Source organism: Leptotrichia sp. oral taxon 879 str. F0557, assembly GCF_000469385.1.
Taxonomy (GTDB): domain Bacteria; phylum Fusobacteriota; class Fusobacteriia; order Fusobacteriales; family Leptotrichiaceae; genus Leptotrichia; species Leptotrichia mesophila.
Genome location: NZ_KI271282.1, coordinates 1 through 26074, shown reverse-complemented (window position 1 = coordinate 26074; position 26074 = coordinate 1). Strand labels below are relative to the sequence as shown.

The following is a 26074-nucleotide window of genomic DNA, read 5'->3' as shown; positions in this document are numbered from 1 at the left end:
CTCAAAAATTATGACTATTTTACTCAAACCCTAAATTATATAATTTCTAGCAGTTCAATTTTAAATGGATTCGAGTATATTCTCAAATTTTGTTTCTAACTTTTTAAAAAGTATTAATATTCATATTTTTTATCATAACCTCTAGGTGTAACCATTTTTCCTTTTTTAACAAATGTATTTGAATTTCCGATTAATACAATTGTAAGCATATTTATTTCAGAATCAAGCATTTTTTCAAGTGTTGTGATTTCATGCTCTTCAGTTTCACGTCCTGCATTTCTTACGATTGCAACTGGCGTATCTTTTGGTTTGTGTTTTAGCATAATTTCCTGTGCTTCAACAATTTGTGTTGTTCTTCCTTTACTTTTTGGATTGTATAAGCTTACGATGAAATCACCTTGTGCAGCTAATTCTAGACGTTTTTTTATTAGTTCCCAGTCTGTTAGAAGGTTGCTTAGGCTGATTGTTACATAATCGTGCATAATTGGAGCTCCTACGATTGCGGCTGCAGCATTTGTTGCTGTAACTCCTGCGATTACTTCGATTTCCACATCGTCATTTTCTCCGATTACTTCATACATTATTCCAGCCATACCGTATACTCCAGCATCTCCACTGCTAATCAAAGCAACATTTTTACCAGATTTTGCAAGTTCCAAAACTTCAATACATCTGTCAACTTCTTTCATCATACTTGAACTTTTTATTTCAGTATTTGGAAAATATTCTTCAATTAAGTCAGTATAAGTTTTATAACCTACAATAATATCACTTTTTTCCATTGCCTCATAAGCCTTGAAAGTCATGTCTGCCTTTTTTCCAGGCCCAATTCCCACTACATAAATTTTTCCATTTTTGTTCATTTTCTCTCTTCCTTTCATTTTTAAAAAATTATATTTTCAATTCCTTAAATTATAAATTATTTATCTTTGTAATTCCTTATTTTTTTATAAAATTATCATATCTTATCAAATTATTTTACAATCAAAATAATAATTTTACAAAACCTTCAATTCATCTTCAAAAATAGACAATGTCATACCGTCTAATTTCACTTTTTTTACTAAAAATTTTCCTTTACCGCTAGAAGCCAAAAATGCACAAGGTTCGGAAACACCATATACTCCGATTTGATTTTTTACAAATTCTGAACGTTCTTCAACTAAATCTTCTACTTTTAATATTTCTTCCTTATCAAAAAATTTAATTGGAATTCCAAGTTCTTCCATTGCCTCAATAAGTCCAATTTCATCAGATTTTACCCAGGCAGATCCTGCCATTTTTATAGCTGAAAGCTCTAAATTTTGTTTATCCATCACATATTTTAATTTTTCTACAATATGCTCCTTGCTAATTCCTCTCCTGCAACCGATTCCGATAAAAATATTCTTTGGTATAACCTTTGAAATTTCAATATTTTTTCTATTTGATACAATTATTGCTCCAGCACTATTTTCATCGTGATTTACAATATTTTTTGGTAAATGCAGGCTAACTTTCTCTCCATTCACAATTAGTGAAGTAACTCTTTTGGCTCCTTCCAAATCTTCTAATTTTGCCTTTATTTTTTGTGAAAATGTGTCTACAGCTATTTTTCCGCCTACGTCTGAAGCAGTTGTAATTACGGGGATAGCACCGATTCCTTGTGCGATTTTCTCACATTCTTCATTTGCTCCTCCTAGATGTCCTGAAAGGAGTGAAATAACAAAATTGGCATGGTCATCAACAGTAATTACCGCAGGATCAGTATCCTTACTTTTAAATTTTCCATCAATTATTCTTACAACAGCTCCAGTTGCTGCAACAAATATATGTAAATCATATTTATTAAATGTTTTTTCAAGCAAAATCGGCACTCTTTCATTTATAATAAATAGATTTTCGATATTTTCATTTTCAAGATTTAATAAATTAGCAACTCTTCCTGAAACATAAATATGCAAATTTTTATACACATTTTCTTTTATTTTTAAACAAGTTTTATAACCAGTTTTACTTACACAGTAAATTGCTGTTCTCATTTTTTCTCCTTTTCATATCTGATTTTTTATACTTATTTTTCCAGTTTTTCAAATATTCTATAAAGTTTACTTTTTTCTAATTTTTTTGAAAATTCTGCACTTTCTTTTTCATCATCTGACACTAATATTACCATTATTCTCAAATACATATTTTCCAATATTATATTGTATTTTATTGAATCTTCTGTCATTTTTTCATTATTTGCAATATTTCTTAAATAATAATCAGTTGCTTCTTTTATAGTTTTTATTTTAAATTCTCCATCCTGTTTCAAATCTTTTTGCATTATCTCATTAATTTTAGAAAGATTTAATAACAAATCAAAAGAGTAAACTAACTCATCTACAACACCAAATTCTCTTTTGTTTTCTTCTGATTGAAAGAAATCTTTAACTATTTTCATTTTTTCAACTTGTTTTTTAGATATTTCTTGAATTTCTTTCATCTTTTTTTCATTAGTTGCAGTATCTACGATAAGTTGGCTAAAATTTTGGCTGTCTCTCAATATATCAATATCCATTATCACTATTTCAATTAAATTATAAACAGCAGGCTTTTCCTTGTATTTTTCTTTAATTTTGTCAAAATATTCTTGAGCCTTTTTCTTTTCTCCTATTTGGTAATAATATAGCCCTGTTGCACTCCATTTATCAAAATCAGTAATTCCTTTATCTTTTAAGTTTTCTTCATTTATTTTTTGTGCCTTTAAATTATTCTTATTTCCACCTTTTTTCAAATACATTGATGATAGATACTGCTTAATCATAATATTATTTTTATCTTTTTTCAGCAACGTTTCTGCTCTGTCAATCAAACTGTCAATTTCATTTTGCTGTGGAATAATAGACATTTCACCTCTTGAATCTAACAAAAAGTCCGCTGTTTCATCAATTACACTTTGCTTCACTCCTCTTTTTGAAAGTGTTTCCTGAACATTTTCCCTCAAAGTATACGCATTCAAGCCAAAATTTATTGTAAAAAAAACTGTAATTGCGTAAATTATTTTTTTCATAACCAATTTTCCTTCCTATTTTTATAAATTTTCTAAAAAATTTTTTAAACTTTCATCCTAAACACATTAATTACCGCTGTTTCATAAGGATGAGATTCTTTTACCAAATAATACGCCAGTTCTTCAAAATCTCTTTTTACTCTGAATCTCATTATTTTTTCATTGGCTACACTCGATTTTCCAACTTCCCCATCGAAAGGACTCCCGCCTTCCAGCGTTTTCCAATGCCCAACCGCATCAGCTGTAGAATATACATCTGCATAAAATCCCTCTGTCAAAAGTGAATATTTTTTCAAGTTTTCCACAATTTTTTCCACATAATTTTCTGGAACAAAAACTTCAAAACAACTATATTGTTCTTTAAATTCCAGTTTTGAACTAATAACATTATCATTTTCATAATTTAGAGTTAAATAGAAGAATGGAGAATTTTCAAACAATAATTTCAAAAATATTTTATCACCTTCCCACAATTTCAAATCTAAAATTTCATTTTTTGGAATCCATTTCAAATCGCCTTCATTACACTCCTTTTCTATACCAGAAAAATTAGAGCTTGTGTAAACATACATAAACAAGGGGTCATCTTCATTATAATTAAAAATTACAATTCCACGATATTCATAACTATTTAGCGTATATCCTGTTTCTTCCCAGACTTCACGTATTAAGCATTGTTCAGGCGTTTCACCCTTTTCCAGTTTCCCGCCAACGCCAATCCATTTTCCTTTATTTATATCAATTTCTTTTTTATTTCTATATAACATCAGATATTTATTATCTTTTTCAAGATAACATAATGTTGCAATCATATTTTTCTCCTATTTTTATAATTTATTTTCCAAATACTTTTTCAAAATCGGAATATGACTAATTTCAGGAGTCTTGCTTGCAAAAACCATTGTAACATTTTTTAAAAGCAGTTCAGATTTTATTATTTTTAAAAATTTATCAAAATCAGGATTTTTTTCTAATTCATTCAGATATCCTGCTGCAAATGTCTCAAAATTAATTTTTCCTTTATGGTAATCTTCCCTAAGCTCCTTTGTAGGTGTAATTTCCTTAGCCCAGTAATCAATTTTAGCATTTTCCTTTTTCATTCCCCTTGCCCACAGCCTGTCTACAAACACTCTAAATCCATCAGTTTCTTCTACTTTTTCATAAATTCTTTTCCAGTTTAGTTTATTCATTTTTAATCTTTCCTTTTTCTGAATTTATATCTTTTAGAATTATATCATATTTTTACAAAAAATACTTTTATATTTTGTAATGAATTCAAAATTATTTTATAATTTTTCCAAAATGCCTTGAATAACTTTCATTTTTTTCATAGTTTTCAATGTCTTTAAATTCTAACTGCTCCACTATCGTTAAAATTTGCCCTATATTAACTAGCATATAAAACCAAATATAATTTTCCAACTTGTTTTTCAAAAATAATATGCTATAATTAACGTAGTTATAAATCAAAAATAGAAAGCGAGAATTTTTATGAAAAATAAATTACTGATAGCTATTTTGACTTTTGCTATATCTTCATTCTTATTCAGTTATCCTGTTTTTCGCAGTAATAAAGTCAGCCTTAGTGAAAGTGAATTGCAAAAAAATAATGCTCAAATTGAAAAGCTGCTAAGTCCAGAAAATTTATTTCAAGTTACAGACGAAGAGGTTACGGCGTTTTTAGGCTTTTCTTCTCCAAACGAAGTTAAAGTGATGAAAATTTTAATGGAAGAGCAGTTTAAAGACGCTTCTTTTATAATTACGAAAATTGAATATCGTTCTAATACAGTTGCAGCCGTTTCTTATGAATCGAATGTAAAAAATCTTTCTGAAAGAGATTACAATGCTATTATTAAAACTATTGGATTTAAATTTAAACAAAAATATGGATTTAATATTAGCGAAATTTCAAAAAAATCTTCATCAAAAATTCAGGAACAATTGTACTTAAAAGATGTTTTTTCTATTACAGCAGATGTAGCTCATACTGAAATTACAAAAATTAAAACATATAAGAAAAACTCAGGTTTTGTAATGTTAAGCAAGACTAAGAATGGATGGGATATTTCAAATCAAGGTGTAGGAATGTCATTTGGTAAAGTGTATAAAATTAAATAATATAAAAAATTTGTGTAATTCTCTGATTATTCTTGATAAATAAATATCTTTTCAGAGTTTTACACAAATTTAAATTATTATTTTTATTTATTATTTCTTTACAGTAATCACATAAATTGGATTTTCTGCCATCTTTATACTGTTTGTCTTAAAAGTTACAGTTCTTCATCTTTTTTAAACTCAATTACACCTTTATTCATAATTGAATTCTTCTTCAATATTACATTTTCACTTTGTTCTAATAAATATAGAATCAGCCTTTAAAGTAAATATAAAAATTGATAATAAAAGAAAAAGTTTTATTTTTAATAATTTTACGATTTCCTATCTTTTAATTAATCATTTTTCTTATTTAAGATTTCAAAAATAGCTGCCATATCTTGTTCTCCATAACCTTGTTCTAATGCTTCTGAATAATTTTTAGTTGTATTTTGAATTAGTTGTAATGATAATTTTCTATTTTCGATTTCTTCATTTGATAATTTCAAGTCTTTTGTCATATGTTTAAGCATAAATGCCGCAGGGTATTCTCTGTTTGTAAACATATCTTTTTTTTCCTGAAATAGTGGCGAACTCATTCTAGAATCTGAAATAGCATTTACAATAGTTTCTGTATCTATTCCAAAATTTTGTGCTAATAATAATACTTCACTATAAGCTTCTCCAAATATTCCAAGTAAAGAATTTAATACTAATTTTGCTCCAGTTGCTTTTCCTAATTCTCCAAAATAATATGTTTTACTTCCTAAAATATCAAAAATTGAATATAAATCTTTAGTATCAGCTTCATTTCCTCCAGCTAATATTAATAAAACTCCAGCAGTAGCAGCTCCTACTGATCCAGATACTGGTGCTTCAATATACTTTCCATTATTTTCAATAACAAGTTTTCCTACAGCTTTACTTTCAGTAGGTGAAATTGTGCTCATATTTACTATTTTTTTTCCTTTTATTTTTGATAAGACATTTTCATTTAAAATTTCTAATGCCGCATTATAATTTGAAATCATAAAAAATATAATGTCATTTTGTTCAAAAATTTCTTCTACATTTTTTGTGTTTTTAGCTCCTTTTTCTACAAGTGGTACAGTTTTATCAAAATTTCTATTGTAAACTGTCACATCAACAGAAGCTTTTAATAAATTTTTACCATAGGAGTCCCCATTTGTCCTAATTCTATCCAACCTATTTTAGCCATTATTTTATTTCTCCTTTTGCAAATTTAACTAGTCCGCTCTACCAATCCTGATGCCCATTCATCATAACATTTGGAACACTTTGAGCCAATGCTTTTACAGGTGTTTACATTATTTTCTTTATAAATTATCATATTCTAAATTTTTTGATAACTCATATATAATATAATAACACGATAACATATTTTTGTAAATACACACAATTTTGTAATAAATTTTTTGCATTTTATTATACAATCTATCACTATTTCTTCGCAGTAATCACATAAATTGGATTTTCTGCCATCATCATATTAAAATCCTTAACTTTTCTGTTTTTACTTACGATAATCTGACAAATATCCACATCTTTAAAATTATATTTTTTAAGTTCCTCAACAGCCGTAGATATATTTTCCAGTACGATAAAGTTTAATACTAAAATTCCATCTTCAATAAGGTTATCATAAGAATATTTTATAATTTCCACCAGATTTCCAGCAGAACCTCCAATAAAAATTTTATTAAATTTTGTATTTAAATCTTTTAGTCCATCTGGAGCCATTCCTTTTATTATATTAAGATTTTCTAATCCAAATTTTTCTTTATTTTTATGAATCAGCTCAACTGCCTCATCATTTCTCTCAATTACAAAAACTTTTCCGTTTCGTGCAAATCTTGCCATTTCCATACTTACAGAACCAGTTCCACCACCAATGTCAAGACAAATATCATCATCTTTCATCTCCATTTTCCCAAGGCTTACAAAACGGATTTCCTCTTTTGTCATAGGAACTTTTCCTCTTAAAAATTCTTCATCTTTTATATGATACATTTTATTACTCCTTATTTTAAATTATAGTTTAAAAAGAAAGCCAAGAGTAAATCCTAACTTTCCATTTTTTATTTGTTGTATAGTAAAACCGCTTTAAAGCCGAACTTAAAAGGCTATGACTATTTTACTCAAACCCTAAATTTATATAATTTTCAATAGTTCGGTTTTAAATGGGTTCGAATATATTTTTAAATTAATTTTTTAATGCCTGAATTGGGGGAGCTACTTTTCCACCACGATTAATTAGCACAGAGCAATCTAAATTATTTATATTTATAATATCTGCTTCTCCTAGAAGTCCTCCAAACACTATTCTATCGCCAGCTTTTTTTCCAGGAACTGGGATTATTCTAACTGCGGTAGTTTTACTGTTTACCATTCCGATTGCCATTTCATCTGCTATTATTCCAGAAATTACAGCTTCTGAGGTATCACCTGGAATAGCTATCATATCAAGTCCGACAGAACATACACAAGTCATCGCCTCCAGTTTTTCAAGTGTCAAATATCCTTTGCTTGTAGCTTCTATCATTCCCTGATCTTCACTTACTGGGATAAATGCCCCTGTTAAGCCACCAACACGAGTTGCAGCCATTGCTCCGCCTTTTTTTACAGCGTCATTCAATATTGCAAGTGCAAGTGTTGTTCCATAAGCTCCGACTGCTTCCAGTCCAAATTCCTCCAGTACATTTCCAACACTATCGCCTACTGCTGGAGTTGGTGCAAGTGACAAGTCAATTATTCCAAATTCAACCCCAAGTCTTTCAGCAACTTCTTTTCCAATTAATTCTCCCATTCTTGTGATTTTAAAACTTACTTTTTTTATTGCTTCTGTTATTTCATCAATTTTTGCCGTTTTTGAAATGTTAGCAAGTGTGTGTCTTACAACCCCTGGACCACTAATTCCAACGTTTAGCACAACATCTGGATTTTCTACCCCATGAAATGCACCTGCCATAAACGGATTATCAGGAACAGCATTTGTAAATACGACAAATTTGGCGGCTGCCAATCCGTCTGCATCTTTGGAAAGTTCAGCCAATTCCTTTACAGTTTTTCCCATCATTTTTACAGCATCCAAGTTGATTCCTGACTTTGTAGAGCCTACATTTACAGAGGAGCAAACTCTGTCTGTTTCAGAAAGCGCCTTCGGAATACTGTTTATCAGCTTAACATCCCCTTTTGTAAAACCTTTGTCCACAAGTGCCGAAAATCCTCCAATAAAGTCAATTCCTATTGTTTTTGCCGCTCTATCCAGTGCTTTTGCAAAAATTGTGTAATCTTCGGCATTAGTTGCATTTCCAATTATTGAAATTGGAGTAACCGAAACTCTTTTGTTAATAATTGGCATATTATATTTGCTTGCTACTTCATCAGCGATTTTTACCAAATCTTTTCCATTTTCCGTAATTTTGTTATAAATATTTTCTGCTGTTTTTTCGGCATCTGCATCAATGCAGTCAAGCAGGCTTATTCCCATTGTGACGGTTCTCACATCAAGGTGCTGCATTTCTACCATATCTATAGTTTCCAGTATCTCATCAGGTAATAAATTCATTTTTCCCTCCTAAATTCCTTATAATAATTGCTCTCAAAAAATTCTGAAAAATTATATTCTGTGCATCACCTTGAAAATATTTTCATGCTGCAAGTAAACTCTTACTCCAATCTTTTCCTCAACCGCCTTAAACTCTTCCTGCAATCCCTTTATATCCGTATTTTTAGGAGCTTCCACAAGCATAATCATCGCAAAAATATCATTTTCAAACACTTTTTGAGTTATGTCTATAATATTCAAATTAAGTTCACTCAACTTTGTCGATACATTCGCAACAATTCCTGATTTATCCGCTCCAATAACTGTAATAACTATTCTATCGCTCATCTTCATACCTCCATCTTCACAAAATTTAAATTATTTTTAAATATGCTAAATTATCGCATAAATTTAGGTATTTAGCAAGTAGAAAAATTTATACTTAATTATTATTTGAATGTTGTAAAATAATTTATGATAATAACTAAAAACTTTCTCTCTTTAAAATTTTTTCAATTTTATTAGTATCCTGCCTGTAACATTTTTCTATAAAGTTCCCGAGCTTCTTCATATCCTGCATCTGATGCCATTTTTATATATTTTTTTGCATTGACACGGTTATCTTGGTAATAATACAAGACTCCTAGGTTGTATGTAGCCTTAATATGTCCTTTTTCTATAGCTTTTAAAAACATTTGTTTAGCTTTGTCGAATTTTTTTTGTTCATAATATAAAACCCCTAGATTATATATAGCTTCAACTTCACCCTCTTGACTAGCTTTTAAAAACATTTGTTCAGCTTTATCAAATTTCTTTTGATAATAATATAGGTTTCCCAAATTGTATATGGCAAAAATTGAACCTTGCTGACTAGCTCTTAAATACATTTGTTCAGCCTTATCAAATTTTTTTTGATCATAATACAAAACTCCTAAACTGTTCATAGCCGCAACATAACCTTTTTGACTAGCTTTTAGATATATCTGTTCAGCCTTATCAAATTTTTTCTGATCTTTGTATAAATTTCCTAAATTATTCATAGCTTCAACGTTGTTATTTTCTACAGCTTCTAAATACATCTGCTCAGCCTTATCAAATTTTTTTTGTTCATAATATAAGACTCCCAAGTTATTCATAGCTTTAATATGTCCATTTTGGATAGCTTTTAAATACATCTGCTCAGCCTTATCGAATTTTTTCTGAGCTTGATACAAAAGTCCTAGATTATACATAGCTTCAACTTTACCATCTTTTTCTTGAACAGCTTTTAAAAACATCTCTTCTGCTTTTAAATAATTTTTATTTTCATAATATGATATTCCATCTTCTAAGTATCCAGCTTTTAATGCAAGCGATACGATAATAGTTCCCAATACGATAAGTTTTTTCATTTTAAATAATCTCCTTATAATCAATTTTTTATTTTATAAAATTATATTAATTACATTTATTATATATTATTTTTTATTTTTGTCAATAATTAAACAAAAATTATAGTTTAGATATGCTGGAGCTGTAAAAAACTTATTTATTGCTATTTGTTAATTAAAGTGATATAATTTGTCATATTTAATACAAAATATTTAAAAATGCATAAGGAGGAAAATAAAAAAATGAAATTTTGGAACTTTTTAAAAAAGGCTTTAATATTTACATTAAAAGAAACATATTCATTTTTTCTGAAAACAGCTCTGTTTATACTTCTGATTTTTATTATTGGAATTTCCACTATTGCGATTTTCAATTCTAAAAATAAGAATGAAAGAAAAAAAAGCTATGAATATATACTTTTTAACGTTGCAAATGTCAATGAAGATAAAGTCAAGGGAAACTTCCTTTCTGAAGAAAATTTATCATACATGGATATTCTCCAGAGCTTAGACGACATAAAGAATAATAATCAAGTTAAAGGTGTCATTATTGCACTTGATACAATAGACTTACCATCTTCAAAAATTGAGGAACTTTCAAAGAAATTTGAAGAATTAAAAGCAAACAACAAAAAAATATATGCTTTTGGAGCTTATATTACAAACGCTAACTACAAGCTAGCTGCCATTGCAAATGAAGTTATAATGGTTCCTTCCACTTCTGCTAGTTTGGATTTGACTGGTTATCATTATTCAGATATTTATTATAAAGGGTTGTTTGATAAATTAGGAGTAAATATGGAAGTTGTCCGTATTGGTAATTACAAGTCTTATGGTGAAAATTATACTGGAAATGAAATGACTCCCGAATTACGTTCAGAACTTACAAGAATACTAGAAAACAGATATGATAAGTTCATCACTGATATTTCCAAAAATCGTAAGATTGATAAAAATGCACTAAACAACGATATTGTAAATGGAACTGATACAAGCTTGACACCATTTGCAGCTCGTGATAAAAACCTAGTTGATAAACTAGAACATTTTTCTGATTTTACAAAACGTCTAAATATTCGTGAAGATAACGTTGCAGATATTACTGATTATTATGAAAAACAAGTAAAAGATCAGAACATTGGAAATCCTAGAAATGGAACTATTGCTGTAATTTATGCCGAAGGTTCAATCCTATACGATCCAAACGGAGTTACCGAAGGTGTTATTACACCTGACAACATTTTGCAAAAAGTTGAAAAAGCAATGCAGACTAAAAATTTAAAGGGAATTGTCCTTCGGGTAAATTCAGGCGGAGGTTCAGCGCTTGCTTCTGAAATAATTTATCAGGAACTTACAAAACTAAATATTCCAATTTATGTTTCAATGTCTGACACTACTGCTTCTGGAGGTTACTACATCTCAATGGCTGGAAATAAAGTTTTTGCAAACAATGCCACAATTACAGGCTCAATCGGAGTAGTTTCAATGATTCCAAAACTTTACAATGCACAGGATAAATACGGAGTTCATTCAAATTCAGTATCAAAAGGTAAATATTCTGATATTTCTGACAGCTTTGCCCCACTATCTGAAGAATCGCGTGCTAAAATTACTCAATCAATGGAAGAAACATACAAAGAATTCAAATCGCGTGTTTCTAAAAACCGTAAAATTGATGAGAATACTCTTGAAAATTATGCACAAGGTAAAATATGGCTTGGAGATGAAGCTAAAAATATAAATTTAGTTGATGGAATTGCAAGTCTTGATGAAGTTATAAAAATAATGGCAAAAGATTTAGGATTACGAAAAAATTACGCTGTGGAAAGTATCTATCTGGAAGAAGATTTTTCACAAAAATTAAAATCCTTTACAAATATGATTACAGAAAAATTCAGTCTATCTGCACAACTTCAAAAAAATATTCCTCAAGCAAAAAAAGCATTTAATGAATACGACTTTGCGGTGCAGAATCAAAATAAACCGTTATATTATTTGACATATAAATTAGATTTATACTAAAAAAATTAAGGCTAGAAAAATATCTAGCCTCTTTTATTACCTATGCAATCTACGTTTAAACTCTTCTTTATAAGACTTATACGCATATCTTAACATTATACTCAAAATAAATAATGGAATAGATGAAAATATGCTCCAAGTCATCTTTTTACTTATAATCAGTTCCAAAATCAAAAGAAATATCCCAACAAAAAAAATGAAAAAATTTAGTATCTTTAATCTGTCACTCTTATGCTTATCCCAGACATATGAAAAAACAAGACTAATAAGATAAAGAGCAATAACAATAGGAATTCCACGCTTTATACTCCAAGTCAACTTTTTATCTCCAAAATCAAGTAATAAAAAATAACTCGTAAATCCACTTAACAATAAAAATAGATTTGTTCTCATTCTATATGAATCCAAAAAAACAAACAATCCTAAATCAAATATTAAAATAGACGGAATTGCATAATAACCCCATTCCAATTTTCCATACATTATCAAATTTTGAAAAAGAACTTCCAGAATCGAAATTATGGATATTGTAAAAAATGATAAAAAAACAGCCTTTTTAACTTTCTTCATTTTCATTTCGTACAAATTTATATTAATCATCGGATATTCCTTTACAAATTCCCTTTCTTCCAGCCCCTTTATCTCAGGAACAGGCGTTTCACACAGCGGACATCTTTGCGCTCCGTCTTCCAGTTCCACTCCACATTTTATACAATACATACTTATCCTCTTTTTTCTATAATAATTCTACTTTAAAACTGAACTCAAAAGTTGTGCTATTTTTTTCAAAATATAATTTTCATCCATATTAATTTTGAAAAAATTCAATTAAATATTTAAAAATAATTAGTAATAATTTTGGATTTTATTCCTCTCTTTCTTAAATAAACAAAAAAATCTCTCTCAATATCATAATTTGCAGTCAAATTTCCAAAATTTACATAAACCTTTTTACAATCACTTACAACTCCCATCTTGATTTTGCACCTTTTGCTTGGTGGCGGTAAAAATCGGAATCCCTTTAGATATTTTTCATACTTTTTATTAACTTTAAAAATTCCTAAATTTGAAAATCCTGTTGTATAGCCCCGTTCTCCGTAATAATCAAATATAAATGGGAAAAACATGCGTTTTATCAAATATGGAACAGACTTTATTATTATATTTTGCATTGGATTCATTGCCTTGTATATACTTTTGTAAAATTCTTTTTTTGTAATTTTTAAGGCAAAATAGTTATCCAGATAAGTTATGATTTCAGAGAGGGAATATGCACCAAGACTTGCATCCATGCTAGGAGTTATGTTTATAAAAAAATTTCTGTATGTAGTTTCTTCAAAAATTTTTCGCAGATCAACTGGCACTCCTATCACAATTGGATTTTTGGCTTGAAAATACCTATCCAGCAAAATTTTGAAATATACTGAAAGAAGATATTTCCCAATAGTAGTCCCATATTTTTTACTTTCTTCCTTCAAGCTTTCCACATCAATTTCTCCAGTTGTAATATGGTACTGCCCCTTTTCCAGTATTTTCATTGGCAAGTGAAATGCTGACTTTATCGTAGTTTCCTTGCTCACTTTCCTCATATACTTTTCATAAAGATCGACATACTCATTTTTTTGAGAATTTTTCAATCCACTGTCATTTCCCAGCAGTTCTCTTGTTTTTTCAAAAAAATTTTTTTCAGATTTTTTATTTTTAAAATCTTTTTCATTTTTATTTATCTTTTTCCCAAAATTAATTATTTTATTTATTTTTTCAATTTCTATTTTCTTCTTTTTTTCAGTCTTGTAAATTAAATTATTCTTTTTATCTTTTTCAAAATTTTCCAAAAAATACCTTTTCTCCAAATATTCTTCAATCAAATCCTTAAAAAATAATGCCGCACCTTTTCCATCGGTCAAAAAATGTGCTATTTCTATCGACAATTTATTATTAAAATAAATGATTCTAAGCGGATTATCCTTCTGTATATTCGTACAAGGATAAGTTTTCTCCTCTTCAATCATAAAATGAGTCTTTTTCTGCTGCAAATAATTCCAAAAAATTCCCTTTTTCAGTTCCGAATTATAGAATGGATATTTCTTCTCAAGCGAAATTACAACATTTTTCAATATTTCCAAGTCAATATTTTCAGAAAATAATGCTGAAAGGCGAAAACAGGTTGTTCTTCCCTCACTAATTATCGAAGAATAGGTTTTTGCAAAAGCATCCAGCTCATACCATATTTTTTCATTTTTCACTTTTATCCTCTTCTGTTTTATTTATTTTTTACTTCCAAAGCATTATTTAAACAAGCTTGCTCAAAACTTTCCTTTTACAAATTCAACTCTTATTTATAAATGCTCAATACCAAGTAATTAAAAAATTATTACTCTTCCAAATATTTTTTCAATTTTTCATAATTTTTTTTCGCTGTTTCATAGCCAATACTATACACTTCCAAAAGTTTCTTCTTATTTTTCTCAATTCTCCCAAGTGTCAGTTCCACTTCTGGACGAATCACAAAAATCTCTCCTTTTGCCTCTAGCTCATCAATATAGTCAAGCACTTCATTATATCGGCTATATCTTGTATTCATAAGTTCTACAAATTTAGGAAACTTTTTATATCTTATCCCAGTAATTTTACCCAATGCACTTTGTTTTTTTCTATAATTTTTATCACGTGTCAAGACAACTACATTTTTTGTATTTCCATTTTCTATAGACTTTTTAATTGGTATTGAATCAGAAACTCCACCATCCAGATAAACATTTCCATTAATATTAACCATTCTGGCAAGTAACGGCAAAGAGCTTGAAGCCCTTACATAAACAGTGTCCTTGTTGAAGTCTTTAACTTCTGGATATTCCGCTTCTCCAGTCTCACAATTTGTAATCACTGCCTGAAATTTTGTCTTATTTTTCATAAACGCCTCATTGTCAATTGGATTCAATTTATTCGGAATCTCGTCATAAACAAAGTCTACTCCAAACAAATCTCCAGTAGTAATTAAGCTGTATAAACTGCAATATCTTTTATCATCCAAATAATCTACCGATACATTAAATGCTCTTTTATGCTGTTTTGCTAAATAACTGCAGGCATGACAAGCCCCTGCAGATACTCCTATACAACTATTAAATTCAATATTTTTTTCCAAAAAGAAATCTAGCACTCCTGCTGTAAATATCCCCCGAAGTCCTCCACCTTCTAATACTAACCCTGTTTTTTCTTTCATTAATTTCATCCCTTTCAATATTAATTTTTTGTTTTCTCCTATTATACACCCTTTGATTGTATTTTTCTACTTTTTTAATAATTTAATTTTTTACTGTTCAAATTTTTGAAATAAATTATCAGAAAAAATTGATTTCTATTAATTGTCAAGGTATAATTAAAACGTAGGTTTGCAAGTATTATACTAAAATTGAAAAAAATGTGTTGACAACTTAATTATTTTTTAGTATAATAAATTTGTAATTATTACAAATATATAAATATTATAAATTAAGGAGTGATAAAAATGTCAAAAACAGTTGAAAAATTAAATCTTTACTTAGCTAACTTGAACGTACTTTACAGAAAGATTCAAAATTACCACTGGAACATTGTTGGTGATGGATTCTTTTCTGTTCATGAAAAATTGGAAGAATATTATGATGCAATAAATGAACAAATTGATGACGTTGCAGAAAGAATTTTATCAATAGGAGGTCGTCCTCTAGGAACATTAAAAGACTATTTAGCAGTTACAACTATTAAAGAAGCTGAAAATAAAGAAATCTCTATTCCAGAAGCAGTAGCTGATGTAAAAAAAGAATTTGAAACAATGTTAAAATTAGTGAAAGAAGTAAAAGAAGCGGCTGATGAGGAAAATGACTATGGAACATCTGCATTAGTTGATGAGTATATCAGTACATATGAAAAAGATTTATGGATGTTAAATGCATACTTAAAATAATAATCATAATTAAAATTCTTTACAAAGTCATTAAAATTATCTATTACATATATCTTGAGAAAATCTGTAAAAAGATTTTCTCTTTTTTATTTACAAAATATATAAAAAATGTTATAATTAATTATTAATAAAAAATTAAAAAGGTGGGGTTATGGCAATAAGTTTATTTAGTTGCAGCTATATGGGTGTGGATACTTATGTTGTAGAAGTAGAGGTTGATTTATCCAGAGGGCTGCCTGTATTTAATATAGTTGGAATGGGGGATCAGGCGATTTCTGAAAGCAAGGAGCGGATTAGGAGCTGTTTTAAAAATGTGGGGTTTGAATTTCCTGTCAGACGTGTCCTGGTGAATTTGTCACCTGCAAATATCAGAAAAAAAGGCAGCCATTTTGATTTAAGCATATTTTTAGGCATACTTGTGAATACAGGGCATATTTCAAATATAGACATATTAAAAAAATATCTAATTTTAGGAGAAATTTCCTTAAATGGAAAGATAAAATCAATAAATGGAGCAATAAACGCCACAATTTTAGCAAAAGAAACAGATTTTACAGGCGTTGTTGTCCCAATGGAAAATTATAATGAAGCAAAATTAATTTCAGGTGTAGAAATTATTCCTGTTGATGAAATTACAGAATTACTAGATTTTCTAAATGGAAAAATTGATATAAAAACATTGTGTAAAAAAGCTGTCGAAATGAATGCTTCAAAATCAGAAAAAGATAAAAACTTAGATGAGACTGTTGATTTTTCAGATGTAAAAGGGCAGTTACTTGCAAAAAGGGCTTTAGAAATTGCAGCCGCTGGTGGACACAATGTATTTCTAATAGGCGATCCTGGTTCAGGTAAATCAATGCTTGCAAAAAGATTTAATACAATTTTACCTGACATGACCGAAGAAGAAATAATCGAAACAACAAAAATTTACAGTATTTCAGGGATGTTAAGCCAAAGTGAACCAATAATACATAACCGTCCATTTAGAGCTCCACACTATTCAGCTACACAAGTAGCTCTAGTAGGCGGTGCAAACAGAGTCGGAGAAATCACGCTGGCACTAAATGGAATATTATTTTTAGATGAAATTGGAGAGTTTGAAGGAAAAACATTGGAAACGTTAAGACAGCCTCTGGAAGATGGAAAAATCGTTATTTCAAGAGCAAACCTAAGTGTAACCTATCCAGTAAAAAATATTACAATAACTGCTTCAAATCCTACTCCCAGCGGATATTTCCCTGATAATCCACTATGCAATGACAGTCTAAAAGAAATTAAACGTTATCAGAAAAAATTTTCAGGTCCACTTCTCGATAGAATGGATTTATATGTAGAAATGTATCAGTTAAAAAAAGATGAAATTTTTGATGAATCTTTATCAGAAAAATCCAAAGAAATTCAAAAAAGAGTTATAAAAGCTCGTGAAGTACAAAAACAACGTTTTAATTCAAATACTCTAAATAGAGATATGAATAAGAAACAGTTAAATAAATATTGCAAAATAGATGAAAAAAGCGAAGAAATTATGAAATCTGCCATTGATAATTTAAAATTGTCAGTCAGAATGTTTGATAAAATCTTGAAGGTATCCAGAACAATAGCAGATTTAGATGGTGAAGAAAACATAAAAAAGGAACATTTATTGGAGGCACTAAATTATCGACGAAAATAAATAGCACTAAACTTAGTTAAAAAAAGAATTTTTTAATAACAAGCAGTCTTAATACTTGTAAAATAGCATAGTAAAACTAGTTTAAAATAGAATTCAAAAATTATGACTATTTTACTCAAACCCTAAATTATATAATTTCTAGTAGTTCAATTTTAAATGGGTTCGAGTATAAAATCAGAAAATTTATGAAATTAAATTTATTTTGTATAAAATTACAAAAGTTTTTAAGATGGATACTTAAAAATTAGATTTGATTTTTTTATAATTTAGGAAAATAAAAAATGTGTAACTATTCAAATAAAACTGAGTAATTACACATTTTTATATCTCTTTAATTTCTTATTTTCCCTCATTAATCCGTTCTTCTATGAAATCAAGCAATTCTTTTCTTCCAGTATTTTTTAATGAAGAATAAAAAAATACATCTTCATTTTTAAATACAAGTTTTTTCCTGATTTCCTTTAGCTGTTTAAATTTTTCATTGTTTGACAATTTATCAGCTTTTGTAAATATTATATAATATTCAATTTCAAAATGTTCTAACCATTTTAACATTTCCATATCCTCATTTGACGGAACTCTACGCAAATCCAGCAATAAAAAAACTACTTTTTCACGATTTGACACAAGATAGCTTTCTATTGTTTTTCCCCAATTCCTTTTCACAGTCTCAGGCACTTTAGCAAACCCATATCCTGGCAAATCTACAAAATGAATCTTATTATTTATCAAAAAATAATTGATTAATTGTGTTCTTCCTGGCGTTTTACTAGTTCTTGCCAAATTTTTTCTTTTTGTAAGTGAATTTATCAGTGAAGATTTTCCCACATTTGATCTTCCGATAAAAGAAAATTCCACAGTGTTATTAAATTCTGGATAATCTTTTTCCACAACTGCTGATTTCACAAATTCTGACTTGCTTATTTCCATGCTTCACCTCTTTTTTTCTATAATTTTCTATTTCTCTAATTTTTAAACTCATCTTTTGCATTTTCCACTGAAGTTTCTTCAGGAATAAAGTACCAGATTCCGTTAATCATTCTTCCATCTCCAGTAATCTCATACTGCTCAATTTTTTTGTTTAGTAAAAATGCTGGTAATACTGATAATCCTTTAATTGGATTTACTGCAACATCCATCTTTTCTTTTGCATATCCATAAACTTCTGGAATATATTTCCATCCAGATGGTGCGACTAATTTTTTCACAATTCCCTGAATAACCTGTCTTTGACGTTCATCACGCTTAAAGGCTGTATCACTTTTTCTATGTCTTGTATAGGCAAGTGCCATTCTCCCTCTTAAATTATAAACTTGACCTTGATTAAAATGAAATACTTCCTGATCAAAATAGTCCTGATTAAAAGTGTGATTTGAAACAACATCGACTCCATCAATCAAATTAGTTAAGTTCATAACATCTTCAAATCTAAATCTTACATGATAATTAATTTTTGTATCAAGAAAGTTTTCCACAGCGTCAATTGTACATTGCACGCCACCAAAATGATGTGAATGTGTAATTTTATCCTGCTTATAATTTTCACAAGGAATCTCTGCATACGTATCACGTGGAATCGAAATCATTTTTACCTGTGCCAGATAAGGCACAACTCTTATAACAACTAGCCCATCGCTACGAGAACCTTCTGTCGGCTGATTAGCATACGCATCTACTCCTATAACAAGAATATTAAATGGTACAGAAAGCCACCCTATAAGCACTACTAAAAATATCCCCAATATTATAAATACTTTTTTCATTTTTTCACCTCTTAATTTTTACATTATTTATACTTTTACAAATTTTTGAATAATATATTTAAAATAAATTTATTTAATACTAAACCTCGTTTAAAAATTAGAACAAATTTTTATAATAAGGTTTTTCAACAGTTAATTCATAATCATTCAATTTTTTTCTATTTTATTTTCGTAGGATTGCTCATTGCCGCAAATCCTTACCTTGCAATAAAGATTCATCCTAATAATTAAAAATATTTGGCAAGATTGCTCGCAATAACCTATGGCTAGTCTACGACATTTTTCTGCACTGACAAAAAACTCGCTATGCTCAAACAGTTTTACCAGCACAGAAAAAAAAGCTCCGACGGATTAATTTATACTAAATTCTATTTAAAAAATAAAAATTATATATTAAATCATTTGAAAATATTGGGTTTACATCCTTTATTAGAGAACTTTATAATAAAGCTTACTCTTACAAATTATTTCAAAGTTAGATTTTATAGTAAAACTTATTTAAAACCAAACTGAAAAGCTATGACTATTTTACTCAAACCTTAAATTTATATAATTTAGCAGTTTAATTTAAAATAGGTTTGAGTATATTTTCAAATTCTATTTTTTTCAAAAACTCATCAACTTTTTTTTCCAAATCCTGAATATTTCCGTCATTTTCAATAACATAGTCACTTCTTTTCTTTTTTTCATCCAAAGACATTTGTGAATTTATAATACTCAAAGCCTCTTCTTTACTACGGTTATCCCTAGCTAAAATACGTTTAATCTGCGTTTCTTTTTCTGCACTTACTAGCAAAATGTAATCAAATTCCTTTTCCCATTGAACTTCAAAAAGAAGCTGAATTTCCACAAAAATAATTTTATTTTCTTTTTTACACTCCAGAATCTTTTCTCGCATAATACGTAAAATCTCTGGATGCATAACAGAATTTAAAATAAGTCTTTTTTCTCTATTTCCAAAAATAACTCTTCCTAATTTTTCACGTGAAACAATCCAATTTCCAGTATTATTATATTCTAAAACTTCTTTACCAAAATTTTCTACAATTTTTTCCACAACCTTAGGAAATTTAATAACTTCATGAGAAATTATGTCTAAATCAATAACTGGAAAATTTTTTCCTTTTAAAATTTGACTAACTGTACTTTTTCCTGTTCCAATTCCACCTGTAAGCCCAATAACTACTTTTTTCATTTTTTCCTTCCCACAAAAATCCAGTTTAAATTCAAAATTTATTCAATTTTACAAAAGTGTGGATATATTTTATACCTTTTTTCATTTATTTGCAACAATTTTTATTTTTCAAATTCAATATAATCCCTAAATAAAACGATACAAGTCAAGATTATATTAATTCATCAATACAGAAAATAATTTTTTTATATAATAAAATTTCAAAAAAAATATGGTATAATAAAAACAGAACTAAGAAAAGAAAAAATTGAAAAAATACTTATAATATGATAAAATTATATGTATAATTTTGTGATAAATTTGGCGATTAAAAGTTTGATTTATAAAATAAGATACAAGGAGGGAATATGGAACTTAAAGATATTCAGGAATTGATGAAAGTTCTAAAGAAAGAAGATATAGCAGAACTAAAAGTAAGATATGGAAAAGTAAAACTTACATTAACAAATTCTGAAACTAAAAATATCGCAAATAATGTAGCACCTGTAACAGAAAAGGTTGAAAAAGAAACTCTTGTAGCTACATTACCAGTAGAAGAAATTGTTAAATCAAGTAATGTAGGAAAAATAAAGTTAATAAGTTCAAAACCTGGAACTTTAGTAAAAAAAGGACAAGTCCTTGCAAAAATAAATACAATAGGAATTGATAATGATGTAAAATCTAATGTAAATGGTATTCTAAAGGAAGTGCTAGTGGCAGACGGCTCACCAGTTGACTTTGCAAAAGAACTATTTAAAATTGAAATTAATTAAAATTATTTTTATGAAACAGAAATCTTTTAGGAGGATGGAATATTAATGTTTAAAAAAATATTAATAGCAAATAGAGGAGAAATTGCTGTTAGGATAATTAGAGCAGCAAGAGAGTTAGGAATTGCCACAGTTGCAGTTTATTCAGAAGCCGATAAAGATTCACTTCACGTAAAACTTGCTGACGAAGCTGTCTGTATCGGAACTGCCAGTAGTGCAGACTCATATTTAAAAATACCAAATATTATTTCAGCAGCACAAATTACAGGAAGTGAAGCTATTCACCCAGGATATGGATTTTTAGCAGAAAATCAAAGATTTGCTGAAATATGTGATAAAAACAACATCGTATTCATTGGTCCAAAACCTGAACTAATCAGTATGATGGGAGACAAGGCAACAGCAAGGGAAACTGCTATCAAGCACAAAGTCCCAATAACAAAAGGGTCAGATGGAATTGTTCCAAATGTTGAAGAAGCCAAAAAAGTTGCACAATGGATAACTTATCCTGTTATGATAAAAGCAACTGCAGGAGGCGGCGGAAAAGGAATGAGAATCGCCCATGATGAAAAAGAACTTGTAGAAAATTTTATCGCTGCACAAAATGAGGCAAAAGCGGCTTTTGGAAATCCAGATGTCTATATTGAAAAATATGTTGAAGAACCAAGACACGTTGAAATACAAGTTATTGGAGATAAATTTGGAAACGTTGTCCATCTTGGAGAAAGAGACTGCTCTATCCAAAGAAGACACCAAAAATTAATAGAAGAATCTCCATCAGCAGGAATTGATGCAAAAACACGTGAAAAAATGGGGAAATTCGCTGCAAAATTAACAAAAGGAATTGGTTACGACAGTGTTGGAACATTGGAATTTCTTGTTGACAAAAACATGAATTTCTATTTTATGGAAATGAACACAAGAATTCAGGTAGAACATACAGTAAGTGAAGAAATCACTGGTGTAGATTTGATAAAAGAACAAATAAGAGTAGCCGCAGGAGAAAAATTAAGTTTTTCTCAAAAAGATATAAACATTAACGGACATGTAATAGAATGTAGAATTAATGCAGAGGACTCTGAAAATGGTTTCCTTCCATCTTCAGGAGTTCTAGAAACATATATTCCATCAGGTGGAATTGGAGTAAGAATCGATTCTCATTCTTATCAGAATTATGAAATCCCGCCTTACTACGATTCAATGATAGCAAAACTTATCGTAAAAGGAAAAAATAGGGAAGAAGCTATCGCAAGAATGAAACGTGCCTTAAATGAATTTATTATAGAAGGTATTGATACAACTATACCATTTCACTTAAAAGTGCTTGATAACGAAGACTTTAAAAAAGGAACAATCTATACAAACTTTATTGAAACACATTTTAAGGATGCACTTGGTAAATAATTAATAAAAAACTAGATAATAATTTTTGAAATCAATAAAAATCATATTATTAATTAAATAATCTGATTACTATTTGATAAAAAATAAAAAATAGGAGGAATTAGAAATGAACGAATTAGGAAATGTAAATATATCTCAGGAAGTAGTAGCGACTATTGCAGAATCAGTAGTAGCAGAAATTGAAGGAGTACACAGCCTTGTTGGTGGAACTTCTAAAAATGAAATTGTTAAATTTTTCCAAAATGTATCTTCAGGTGGAAAAGGAATTGAAGTAGAAGTTGGAGAAACTGAATGTACATTAGATTTATACATCGTTGCAAAAATGGGATTCAAGTTACCTGCATTAGCCGGAGAAATCCAAACAAAAGTAGTGAAAGCAATTACTGAAATGACAGGATTAAAAGTTCAGGAAGTAAACGTATATATTCAAAAAATTATAAAAGAAGACAAAAAAGAGACTGTTCAAGCTCCTGTAACAGAAACTGCAGAAATTGAAGAATAAAAATCATAATAGACTCAAGTATTATTAAATTTAAATATAAATTTTTATTAATAATATTTGAGCATACTCACTCAATTAGGAAAGGAGAAACTGACAGATACACTTCATCTAACTCACAAAGTTAAAATGCAGTGTATTTTGTCGGTATATATTAATGATTGCAATATTAGGATTTTTAGCAAGATTATCTGTAATACTTGGATTTATTGGTATTGTATTTTCAAGTATATCAGATATTCTGTTTAGGACTGATTATTTAGGACAATTAGATAGTTTTATAGATTTAAGTAGTTTAAATTTTAAAATTTTAGTTGGACTATTGTCAATAATTTATTTAGTAGTATTTTTACTTTCTTATATTAATAAACTTACAAAATATTCTCAAAATAGAAAAGTAAAAAATAAAAATGGAGAAATAGAAGTTTCCATAAAAACAATAAATGAAACATCAAAAGACTTCTTAAATGGACAGGAAATCATTAAAAATTCAAAAGTAAAATCATATCCAAAAGGAAAATCTGTTGTTATTGAAGCTACTGTAGATACTTATAATGTCGATAACTTAAACGAAAAACTTGCAGAAATTCAAAATAAATTATCTGAATATGTTTTTCATTCAACTGGAATTACTGTGAAAAAAAGTAAAGTAAAATTGAAAAAAGTTTTAGGAGAAACAATTGTTGAAAAAAAAATTATTGACTCTCCAACTAATCAAAAAGAAAATATACAAAAAAATAACAATAACATAATCTCAAATTTGGAAAATCAAACTAATACAGAAATTAAAACTTCTCCATCTGGAAAGGAAAATTAATGACACGAAGAGAAATTAGAGAAGAGATTTTTAAACTCCTTTTTGAATATGAGCTAATTAACAATAATATCGAAAAGAGAATAAATGACGTAATTAATGAAGAAAGCTTAAAAAAAGATGAGGAAGTTAATTTTTTACGAAGTTATGTTACTGAAATAATTGCAAATGAGAATATTTTAATTGAAAGAATAAAGGATGTATTAGAAGGTTGGACGTATGAACGTTTAGGAACAATTGAAAAAGTTTTATTAAAAGTATCCTTTTATGAAATTACGATAAAAAATATTGGATATGAAATCGCAATTAATGAAGTTTTAGAAATCGCAAAAAAATATTCATATAATGACACAAAAGACTTCTTAAACGGAATTCTTGCGAAATTAATAAAAAATATTAAAGAAGAAAAGTATAAATAAATGGAAGAATAAATTAAAAGAAACAAATATTAAATTATGAAAGACTTCTGTATTTAAAATATGGAAGTTTTTTAAATATATTTGCTTTATTAAACTTATGAAATTGTGTAAATCTAAAAGTTAAATATTCTTAATTTTAAACTCAATAAAAATTTACCAAAACTATATTATAGATTTTTATTTTAAAATATTTAGAAAAGGAAATACAGGATAATGAAGAGAATAGGAATAATTACTGGAAAGTTTTTTCCACTTCACATTGGGCATGTAAACTTTATTCAAAGGGCCAGCGGAATTGTAGACAGATTATATGTTATTATCTCATATTCTGATGATGCAGATGATCTTCTTACTTCTAACTCCCGTTTTGTGAAGGAAATCACACCAAAGGACAGATTACGTTTTGTAAAACAGACATTTAAAAATCAGTCAAATATTTCATCATTTTTATTGGATGAAAATAACTTTTCTCAGCAAGGTGATAACTGGGAAGAATGGGCTATAACCTTAAAAAATGAAATTGAAAAAAGAGAAAAAATGGAAAATGAAAACGAAATAGACTGGAAAAATGATGTGATATTCATTAGCAATCGTGATGAAGACAAAGAGTACAATTTAAAGCATTTTGGTTCAGAAACTAGATCCATAGATAAAAATTATATAGAATACAATGTTAATTCCAAGCAAATACGTGAAAATCCTAGTAAATATTGGAACTACTTGCCACGTGAAGTAAGAGAGCATCTAATACCTATTATTACAATCTGTGGAGGAGAAAGCAGCGGAAAAAGTGTAATGATAGACAAACTTGCAAATGTTTTTAATACAACTTCTGCTTGGGAATATGGACGTGAATATGTTTTTGAAAAATTGGGTGGAGATGAAGAATCATTACAGTATTCTGACTACGAAAAAATCGTTTTTGGACATCAGTCAAATGTTTTATATGCTGCAAGAAATGCTAATAAATTTGCATTAATTGATACAGATTATATCGCGACCCTGGCTTTTTGCCTAACTTATGAAAAACGGGACAATCCAATAGTTCGCGAATTTGTACAAAATTACAGATTTGACCTGACGATTTTACTTGAAAATAATGTTACTTGGGTAAATGATGGCCTTCGTTCAATTGGCGACAATGACAGACGTGAAAAATTCCAAAATTTATTAAAGAAATTATATAAAGAATATCATATTCAATATATTACAGTAAAATCAAATAGCTACGAAAAAAGATACTTGGCTTGTAAACATATTATAAAGGCATATTTAGATGGTGCTGATAATTCACAGCTTCAGGAAATAGCAGATTCTTTTATATAAAAAAATAACCTATTACTAAAATCCATTTTAATACTTAGTAAATAGGTTTTTTTATTTCTCAAATTTTTATTTTAAATTTTTTGGAAAAAAACAGCTAAATACTTTTATCGTGCCCTCCTTAAATCGTGCATACTTAGCCATTTTTGAAAAACCACTTTATATTATATAATTACAAAATTATATACTACTTTAT

The 26074-nt window shown here is 28.5% G+C and carries 27 protein-coding genes; 10 read left to right on the top strand and 17 right to left on the bottom strand.

Annotation, left to right across the window (positions count from 1 at the left end; translation table 11 throughout):
• Positions 1-113 precede the first annotated feature (113 nt).
• The 5 genes from cobJ to HMPREF1552_RS00125 form a co-directional block, all read right to left on the bottom strand.
• Positions 114-863 carry a precorrin-3B C(17)-methyltransferase gene (gene cobJ, locus HMPREF1552_RS00145; protein WP_039900840.1) on the bottom strand — a complete coding sequence of 250 codons (750 nt, stop codon included), beginning with the start codon at positions 861-863 and terminating at the stop codon, positions 114-116.
• 135 nt (positions 864-998) lie between these two features.
• Positions 999-2021, bottom strand: coding sequence for a cobalt-precorrin 5A hydrolase (gene cbiG / locus HMPREF1552_RS00140; protein ID WP_021742986.1), 1023 nt, complete (start codon positions 2019-2021; stop codon positions 999-1001).
• Positions 2022-2053: 32 nt separating this feature from the next.
• Positions 2054-3034, bottom strand: coding sequence for a hypothetical protein (locus HMPREF1552_RS00135; protein ID WP_021742985.1), 981 nt, complete (start codon positions 3032-3034; stop codon positions 2054-2056).
• 44 nt (positions 3035-3078) lie between these two features.
• The gene (locus HMPREF1552_RS00130; protein ID WP_021742984.1) at positions 3079-3846 is read right to left on the bottom strand and encodes an NUDIX domain-containing protein; all 768 of its coding nucleotides are present in this window, start codon (positions 3844-3846) and stop codon (positions 3079-3081) included.
• A gap of 15 nt (positions 3847-3861) precedes the next feature.
• The gene (locus HMPREF1552_RS00125; RefSeq protein WP_021742983.1) at positions 3862-4224 is read right to left on the bottom strand and encodes a DUF488 domain-containing protein; all 363 of its coding nucleotides are present in this window, start codon (positions 4222-4224) and stop codon (positions 3862-3864) included.
• Positions 4225-4525: 301 nt separating this feature from the next.
• On the opposite strand from HMPREF1552_RS00125, the gene HMPREF1552_RS00120 reads away from it, so the two are divergent.
• Entirely contained in the window at positions 4526-5152 is a 627-nt protein-coding gene (locus HMPREF1552_RS00120; RefSeq protein WP_021742982.1) for a hypothetical protein, read from the top strand.
• A 335-nt stretch (positions 5153-5487) separates the two neighbouring features.
• On the opposite strand, the gene HMPREF1552_RS00115 is transcribed toward HMPREF1552_RS00120, so the two are convergent.
• From HMPREF1552_RS00115 to HMPREF1552_RS00095, 5 genes are all read right to left on the bottom strand, one after another.
• On the bottom strand, positions 5488-6336 hold the full coding sequence (locus HMPREF1552_RS00115) for an NAD(P)-dependent oxidoreductase (protein WP_021742981.1): 849 nt from the start codon (positions 6334-6336) through the stop codon (positions 5488-5490).
• 256 nt (positions 6337-6592) lie between these two features.
• The gene (cbiT, locus tag HMPREF1552_RS00110; protein WP_021742980.1) at positions 6593-7162 is read right to left on the bottom strand and encodes a precorrin-6Y C5,15-methyltransferase (decarboxylating) subunit CbiT; all 570 of its coding nucleotides are present in this window, start codon (positions 7160-7162) and stop codon (positions 6593-6595) included.
• A gap of 193 nt (positions 7163-7355) precedes the next feature.
• Positions 7356-8720: a PFL family protein gene (locus tag HMPREF1552_RS00105; RefSeq protein WP_021742979.1), complete on the bottom strand. Its 1365-nt coding sequence runs from the start codon at positions 8718-8720 to the stop codon at positions 7356-7358.
• A 51-nt stretch (positions 8721-8771) separates the two neighbouring features.
• A complete protein-coding gene (locus tag HMPREF1552_RS00100) occupies positions 8772-9047 on the bottom strand; it encodes an ACT domain-containing protein (protein ID WP_021742978.1) in 276 nt (91 codons plus the stop codon).
• A 173-nt stretch (positions 9048-9220) separates the two neighbouring features.
• A complete protein-coding gene (locus HMPREF1552_RS00095; protein WP_021742977.1) occupies positions 9221-10090 on the bottom strand; it encodes a lipopolysaccharide assembly protein LapB in 870 nt (289 codons plus the stop codon).
• 222 nt (positions 10091-10312) lie between these two features.
• On the opposite strand from HMPREF1552_RS00095, the gene sppA reads away from it, so the two are divergent.
• Entirely contained in the window at positions 10313-12091 is a 1779-nt protein-coding gene (sppA, locus tag HMPREF1552_RS00090; protein ID WP_039900839.1) for a signal peptide peptidase SppA, read from the top strand.
• 36 nt (positions 12092-12127) lie between these two features.
• On the opposite strand, the gene HMPREF1552_RS00085 is transcribed toward sppA, so the two are convergent.
• From HMPREF1552_RS00085 to HMPREF1552_RS00075, 3 genes are all read right to left on the bottom strand, one after another.
• Complete coding sequence (locus tag HMPREF1552_RS00085; protein ID WP_021742975.1) at positions 12128-12811, bottom strand: DUF6320 domain-containing protein; 684 nt, start codon at positions 12809-12811, stop codon at positions 12128-12130.
• A 116-nt stretch (positions 12812-12927) separates the two neighbouring features.
• Positions 12928-14337 (bottom strand): hypothetical protein, encoded by a 1410-nt coding sequence (locus HMPREF1552_RS00080; RefSeq protein WP_021742974.1) that lies wholly within the window; start codon positions 14335-14337, stop codon positions 12928-12930.
• Positions 14338-14465: 128 nt separating this feature from the next.
• Positions 14466-15317, bottom strand: coding sequence for a patatin family protein (locus HMPREF1552_RS00075; protein WP_021742973.1), 852 nt, complete (start codon positions 15315-15317; stop codon positions 14466-14468).
• A gap of 285 nt (positions 15318-15602) precedes the next feature.
• Here HMPREF1552_RS00075 and HMPREF1552_RS00070 point away from each other — a divergent pair, with 285 nt between their 5' ends.
• Both HMPREF1552_RS00070 and HMPREF1552_RS00065 read left to right on the top strand, forming a co-directional pair.
• Positions 15603-16040 carry a Dps family protein gene (locus tag HMPREF1552_RS00070; protein ID WP_021742972.1) on the top strand — a complete coding sequence of 146 codons (438 nt, stop codon included), beginning with the start codon at positions 15603-15605 and terminating at the stop codon, positions 16038-16040.
• 151 nt (positions 16041-16191) lie between these two features.
• Positions 16192-17712, top strand: coding sequence for a YifB family Mg chelatase-like AAA ATPase (locus HMPREF1552_RS00065; RefSeq protein ID WP_039900838.1), 1521 nt, complete (start codon positions 16192-16194; stop codon positions 17710-17712).
• Between the two features lie 339 nt (positions 17713-18051).
• Here the strand turns inward: HMPREF1552_RS00065 and yihA are convergent, their stop codons facing one another.
• The 4 genes from yihA to coaE all read right to left on the bottom strand — a co-directional run bounded on the left by yihA (position 18052) and on the right by coaE (position 20670).
• Positions 18052-18642 (bottom strand): ribosome biogenesis GTP-binding protein YihA/YsxC, encoded by a 591-nt coding sequence (gene yihA / locus HMPREF1552_RS00060; RefSeq protein ID WP_021742970.1) that lies wholly within the window; start codon positions 18640-18642, stop codon positions 18052-18054.
• A 35-nt stretch (positions 18643-18677) separates the two neighbouring features.
• Complete coding sequence (locus tag HMPREF1552_RS00055) at positions 18678-19475, bottom strand: LCP family protein (RefSeq protein WP_021742969.1); 798 nt, start codon at positions 19473-19475, stop codon at positions 18678-18680.
• A 147-nt stretch (positions 19476-19622) separates the two neighbouring features.
• Complete coding sequence (locus HMPREF1552_RS12980; protein ID WP_081686567.1) at positions 19623-19805, bottom strand: hypothetical protein; 183 nt, start codon at positions 19803-19805, stop codon at positions 19623-19625.
• A gap of 232 nt (positions 19806-20037) precedes the next feature.
• On the bottom strand, positions 20038-20670 hold the full coding sequence (coaE, locus tag HMPREF1552_RS00050; RefSeq protein ID WP_021742968.1) for a dephospho-CoA kinase: 633 nt from the start codon (positions 20668-20670) through the stop codon (positions 20038-20040).
• A gap of 347 nt (positions 20671-21017) precedes the next feature.
• Between coaE and HMPREF1552_RS00045 the strand changes: the two genes are divergently transcribed.
• From HMPREF1552_RS00045 to nadR, 6 genes are all read left to right on the top strand, one after another.
• Complete coding sequence (locus HMPREF1552_RS00045) at positions 21018-21422, top strand: biotin/lipoyl-containing protein (RefSeq protein WP_021742967.1); 405 nt, start codon at positions 21018-21020, stop codon at positions 21420-21422.
• A 45-nt stretch (positions 21423-21467) separates the two neighbouring features.
• Positions 21468-22823 carry an acetyl-CoA carboxylase biotin carboxylase subunit gene (accC, locus tag HMPREF1552_RS00040; protein ID WP_021742966.1) on the top strand — a complete coding sequence of 452 codons (1356 nt, stop codon included), beginning with the start codon at positions 21468-21470 and terminating at the stop codon, positions 22821-22823.
• Between the two features lie 106 nt (positions 22824-22929).
• On the top strand, positions 22930-23325 hold the full coding sequence (locus HMPREF1552_RS00035) for an Asp23/Gls24 family envelope stress response protein (RefSeq protein ID WP_021742965.1): 396 nt from the start codon (positions 22930-22932) through the stop codon (positions 23323-23325).
• A gap of 154 nt (positions 23326-23479) precedes the next feature.
• Positions 23480-24139: an alkaline shock response membrane anchor protein AmaP gene (gene amaP, locus HMPREF1552_RS00030; protein ID WP_021742964.1), complete on the top strand. Its 660-nt coding sequence runs from the start codon at positions 23480-23482 to the stop codon at positions 24137-24139.
• Positions 24139-24555, top strand: coding sequence for a transcription antitermination factor NusB (gene nusB / locus HMPREF1552_RS00025; RefSeq protein ID WP_021742963.1), 417 nt, complete (start codon positions 24139-24141; stop codon positions 24553-24555). The genes amaP and nusB overlap by 1 nt, the downstream gene beginning before the upstream one ends.
• A 213-nt stretch (positions 24556-24768) precedes the next feature.
• Positions 24769-25881: a multifunctional transcriptional regulator/nicotinamide-nucleotide adenylyltransferase/ribosylnicotinamide kinase NadR gene (gene nadR / locus HMPREF1552_RS00020; protein WP_021742962.1), complete on the top strand. Its 1113-nt coding sequence runs from the start codon at positions 24769-24771 to the stop codon at positions 25879-25881.
• Positions 25882-26074: the final 193 nt, after the last annotated feature.

Bases quoted from the DNA above. Each gene is read 5' to 3' on its own strand.
- cobJ (WP_039900840.1), bottom strand. From the start codon at position 863: ATGAACAAAAATGGAAAAATTTATGTAGTGGGAATTGGGCCTGGAAAA.
- cbiG (WP_021742986.1), bottom strand. From the start codon at position 2,021: ATGAGAACAGCAATTTACTGTGTAAGTAAAACTGGTTATAAAACTTGT.
- HMPREF1552_RS00135 (WP_021742985.1), bottom strand. From the start codon at position 3,034: ATGAAAAAAATAATTTACGCAATTACAGTTTTTTTTACAATAAATTTT.
- HMPREF1552_RS00130 (WP_021742984.1), bottom strand. From the start codon at position 3,846: ATGATTGCAACATTATGTTATCTTGAAAAAGATAATAAATATCTGATG.
- HMPREF1552_RS00125 (WP_021742983.1), bottom strand. From the start codon at position 4,224: ATGAATAAACTAAACTGGAAAAGAATTTATGAAAAAGTAGAAGAAACT.
- HMPREF1552_RS00120 (WP_021742982.1), top strand. From the start codon at position 4,526: ATGAAAAATAAATTACTGATAGCTATTTTGACTTTTGCTATATCTTCA.
- cbiT (WP_021742980.1), bottom strand. From the start codon at position 7,162: ATGTATCATATAAAAGATGAAGAATTTTTAAGAGGAAAAGTTCCTATG.
- HMPREF1552_RS00105 (WP_021742979.1), bottom strand. From the start codon at position 8,720: ATGAATTTATTACCTGATGAGATACTGGAAACTATAGATATGGTAGAA.
- HMPREF1552_RS00100 (WP_021742978.1), bottom strand. From the start codon at position 9,047: ATGAGCGATAGAATAGTTATTACAGTTATTGGAGCGGATAAATCAGGA.
- HMPREF1552_RS00095 (WP_021742977.1), bottom strand. From the start codon at position 10,090: ATGAAAAAACTTATCGTATTGGGAACTATTATCGTATCGCTTGCATTA.
- sppA (WP_039900839.1), top strand. From the start codon at position 10,313: ATGAAATTTTGGAACTTTTTAAAAAAGGCTTTAATATTTACATTAAAA.
- HMPREF1552_RS00085 (WP_021742975.1), bottom strand. From the start codon at position 12,811: ATGTATTGTATAAAATGTGGAGTGGAACTGGAAGACGGAGCGCAAAGA.
- HMPREF1552_RS00075 (WP_021742973.1), bottom strand. From the start codon at position 15,317: ATGAAAGAAAAAACAGGGTTAGTATTAGAAGGTGGAGGACTTCGGGGG.
- HMPREF1552_RS00070 (WP_021742972.1), top strand. From the start codon at position 15,603: ATGTCAAAAACAGTTGAAAAATTAAATCTTTACTTAGCTAACTTGAAC.
- HMPREF1552_RS00065 (WP_039900838.1), top strand. From the start codon at position 16,192: ATGGCAATAAGTTTATTTAGTTGCAGCTATATGGGTGTGGATACTTAT.
- yihA (WP_021742970.1), bottom strand. From the start codon at position 18,642: ATGGAAATAAGCAAGTCAGAATTTGTGAAATCAGCAGTTGTGGAAAAA.
- HMPREF1552_RS00055 (WP_021742969.1), bottom strand. From the start codon at position 19,475: ATGAAAAAAGTATTTATAATATTGGGGATATTTTTAGTAGTGCTTATA.
- coaE (WP_021742968.1), bottom strand. From the start codon at position 20,670: ATGAAAAAAGTAGTTATTGGGCTTACAGGTGGAATTGGAACAGGAAAA.
- HMPREF1552_RS00045 (WP_021742967.1), top strand. From the start codon at position 21,018: ATGGAACTTAAAGATATTCAGGAATTGATGAAAGTTCTAAAGAAAGAA.
- accC (WP_021742966.1), top strand. From the start codon at position 21,468: ATGTTTAAAAAAATATTAATAGCAAATAGAGGAGAAATTGCTGTTAGG.
- HMPREF1552_RS00035 (WP_021742965.1), top strand. From the start codon at position 22,930: ATGAACGAATTAGGAAATGTAAATATATCTCAGGAAGTAGTAGCGACT.
- amaP (WP_021742964.1), top strand. From the start codon at position 23,480: ATGATTGCAATATTAGGATTTTTAGCAAGATTATCTGTAATACTTGGA.
- nusB (WP_021742963.1), top strand. From the start codon at position 24,139: ATGACACGAAGAGAAATTAGAGAAGAGATTTTTAAACTCCTTTTTGAA.
- nadR (WP_021742962.1), top strand. From the start codon at position 24,769: ATGAAGAGAATAGGAATAATTACTGGAAAGTTTTTTCCACTTCACATT.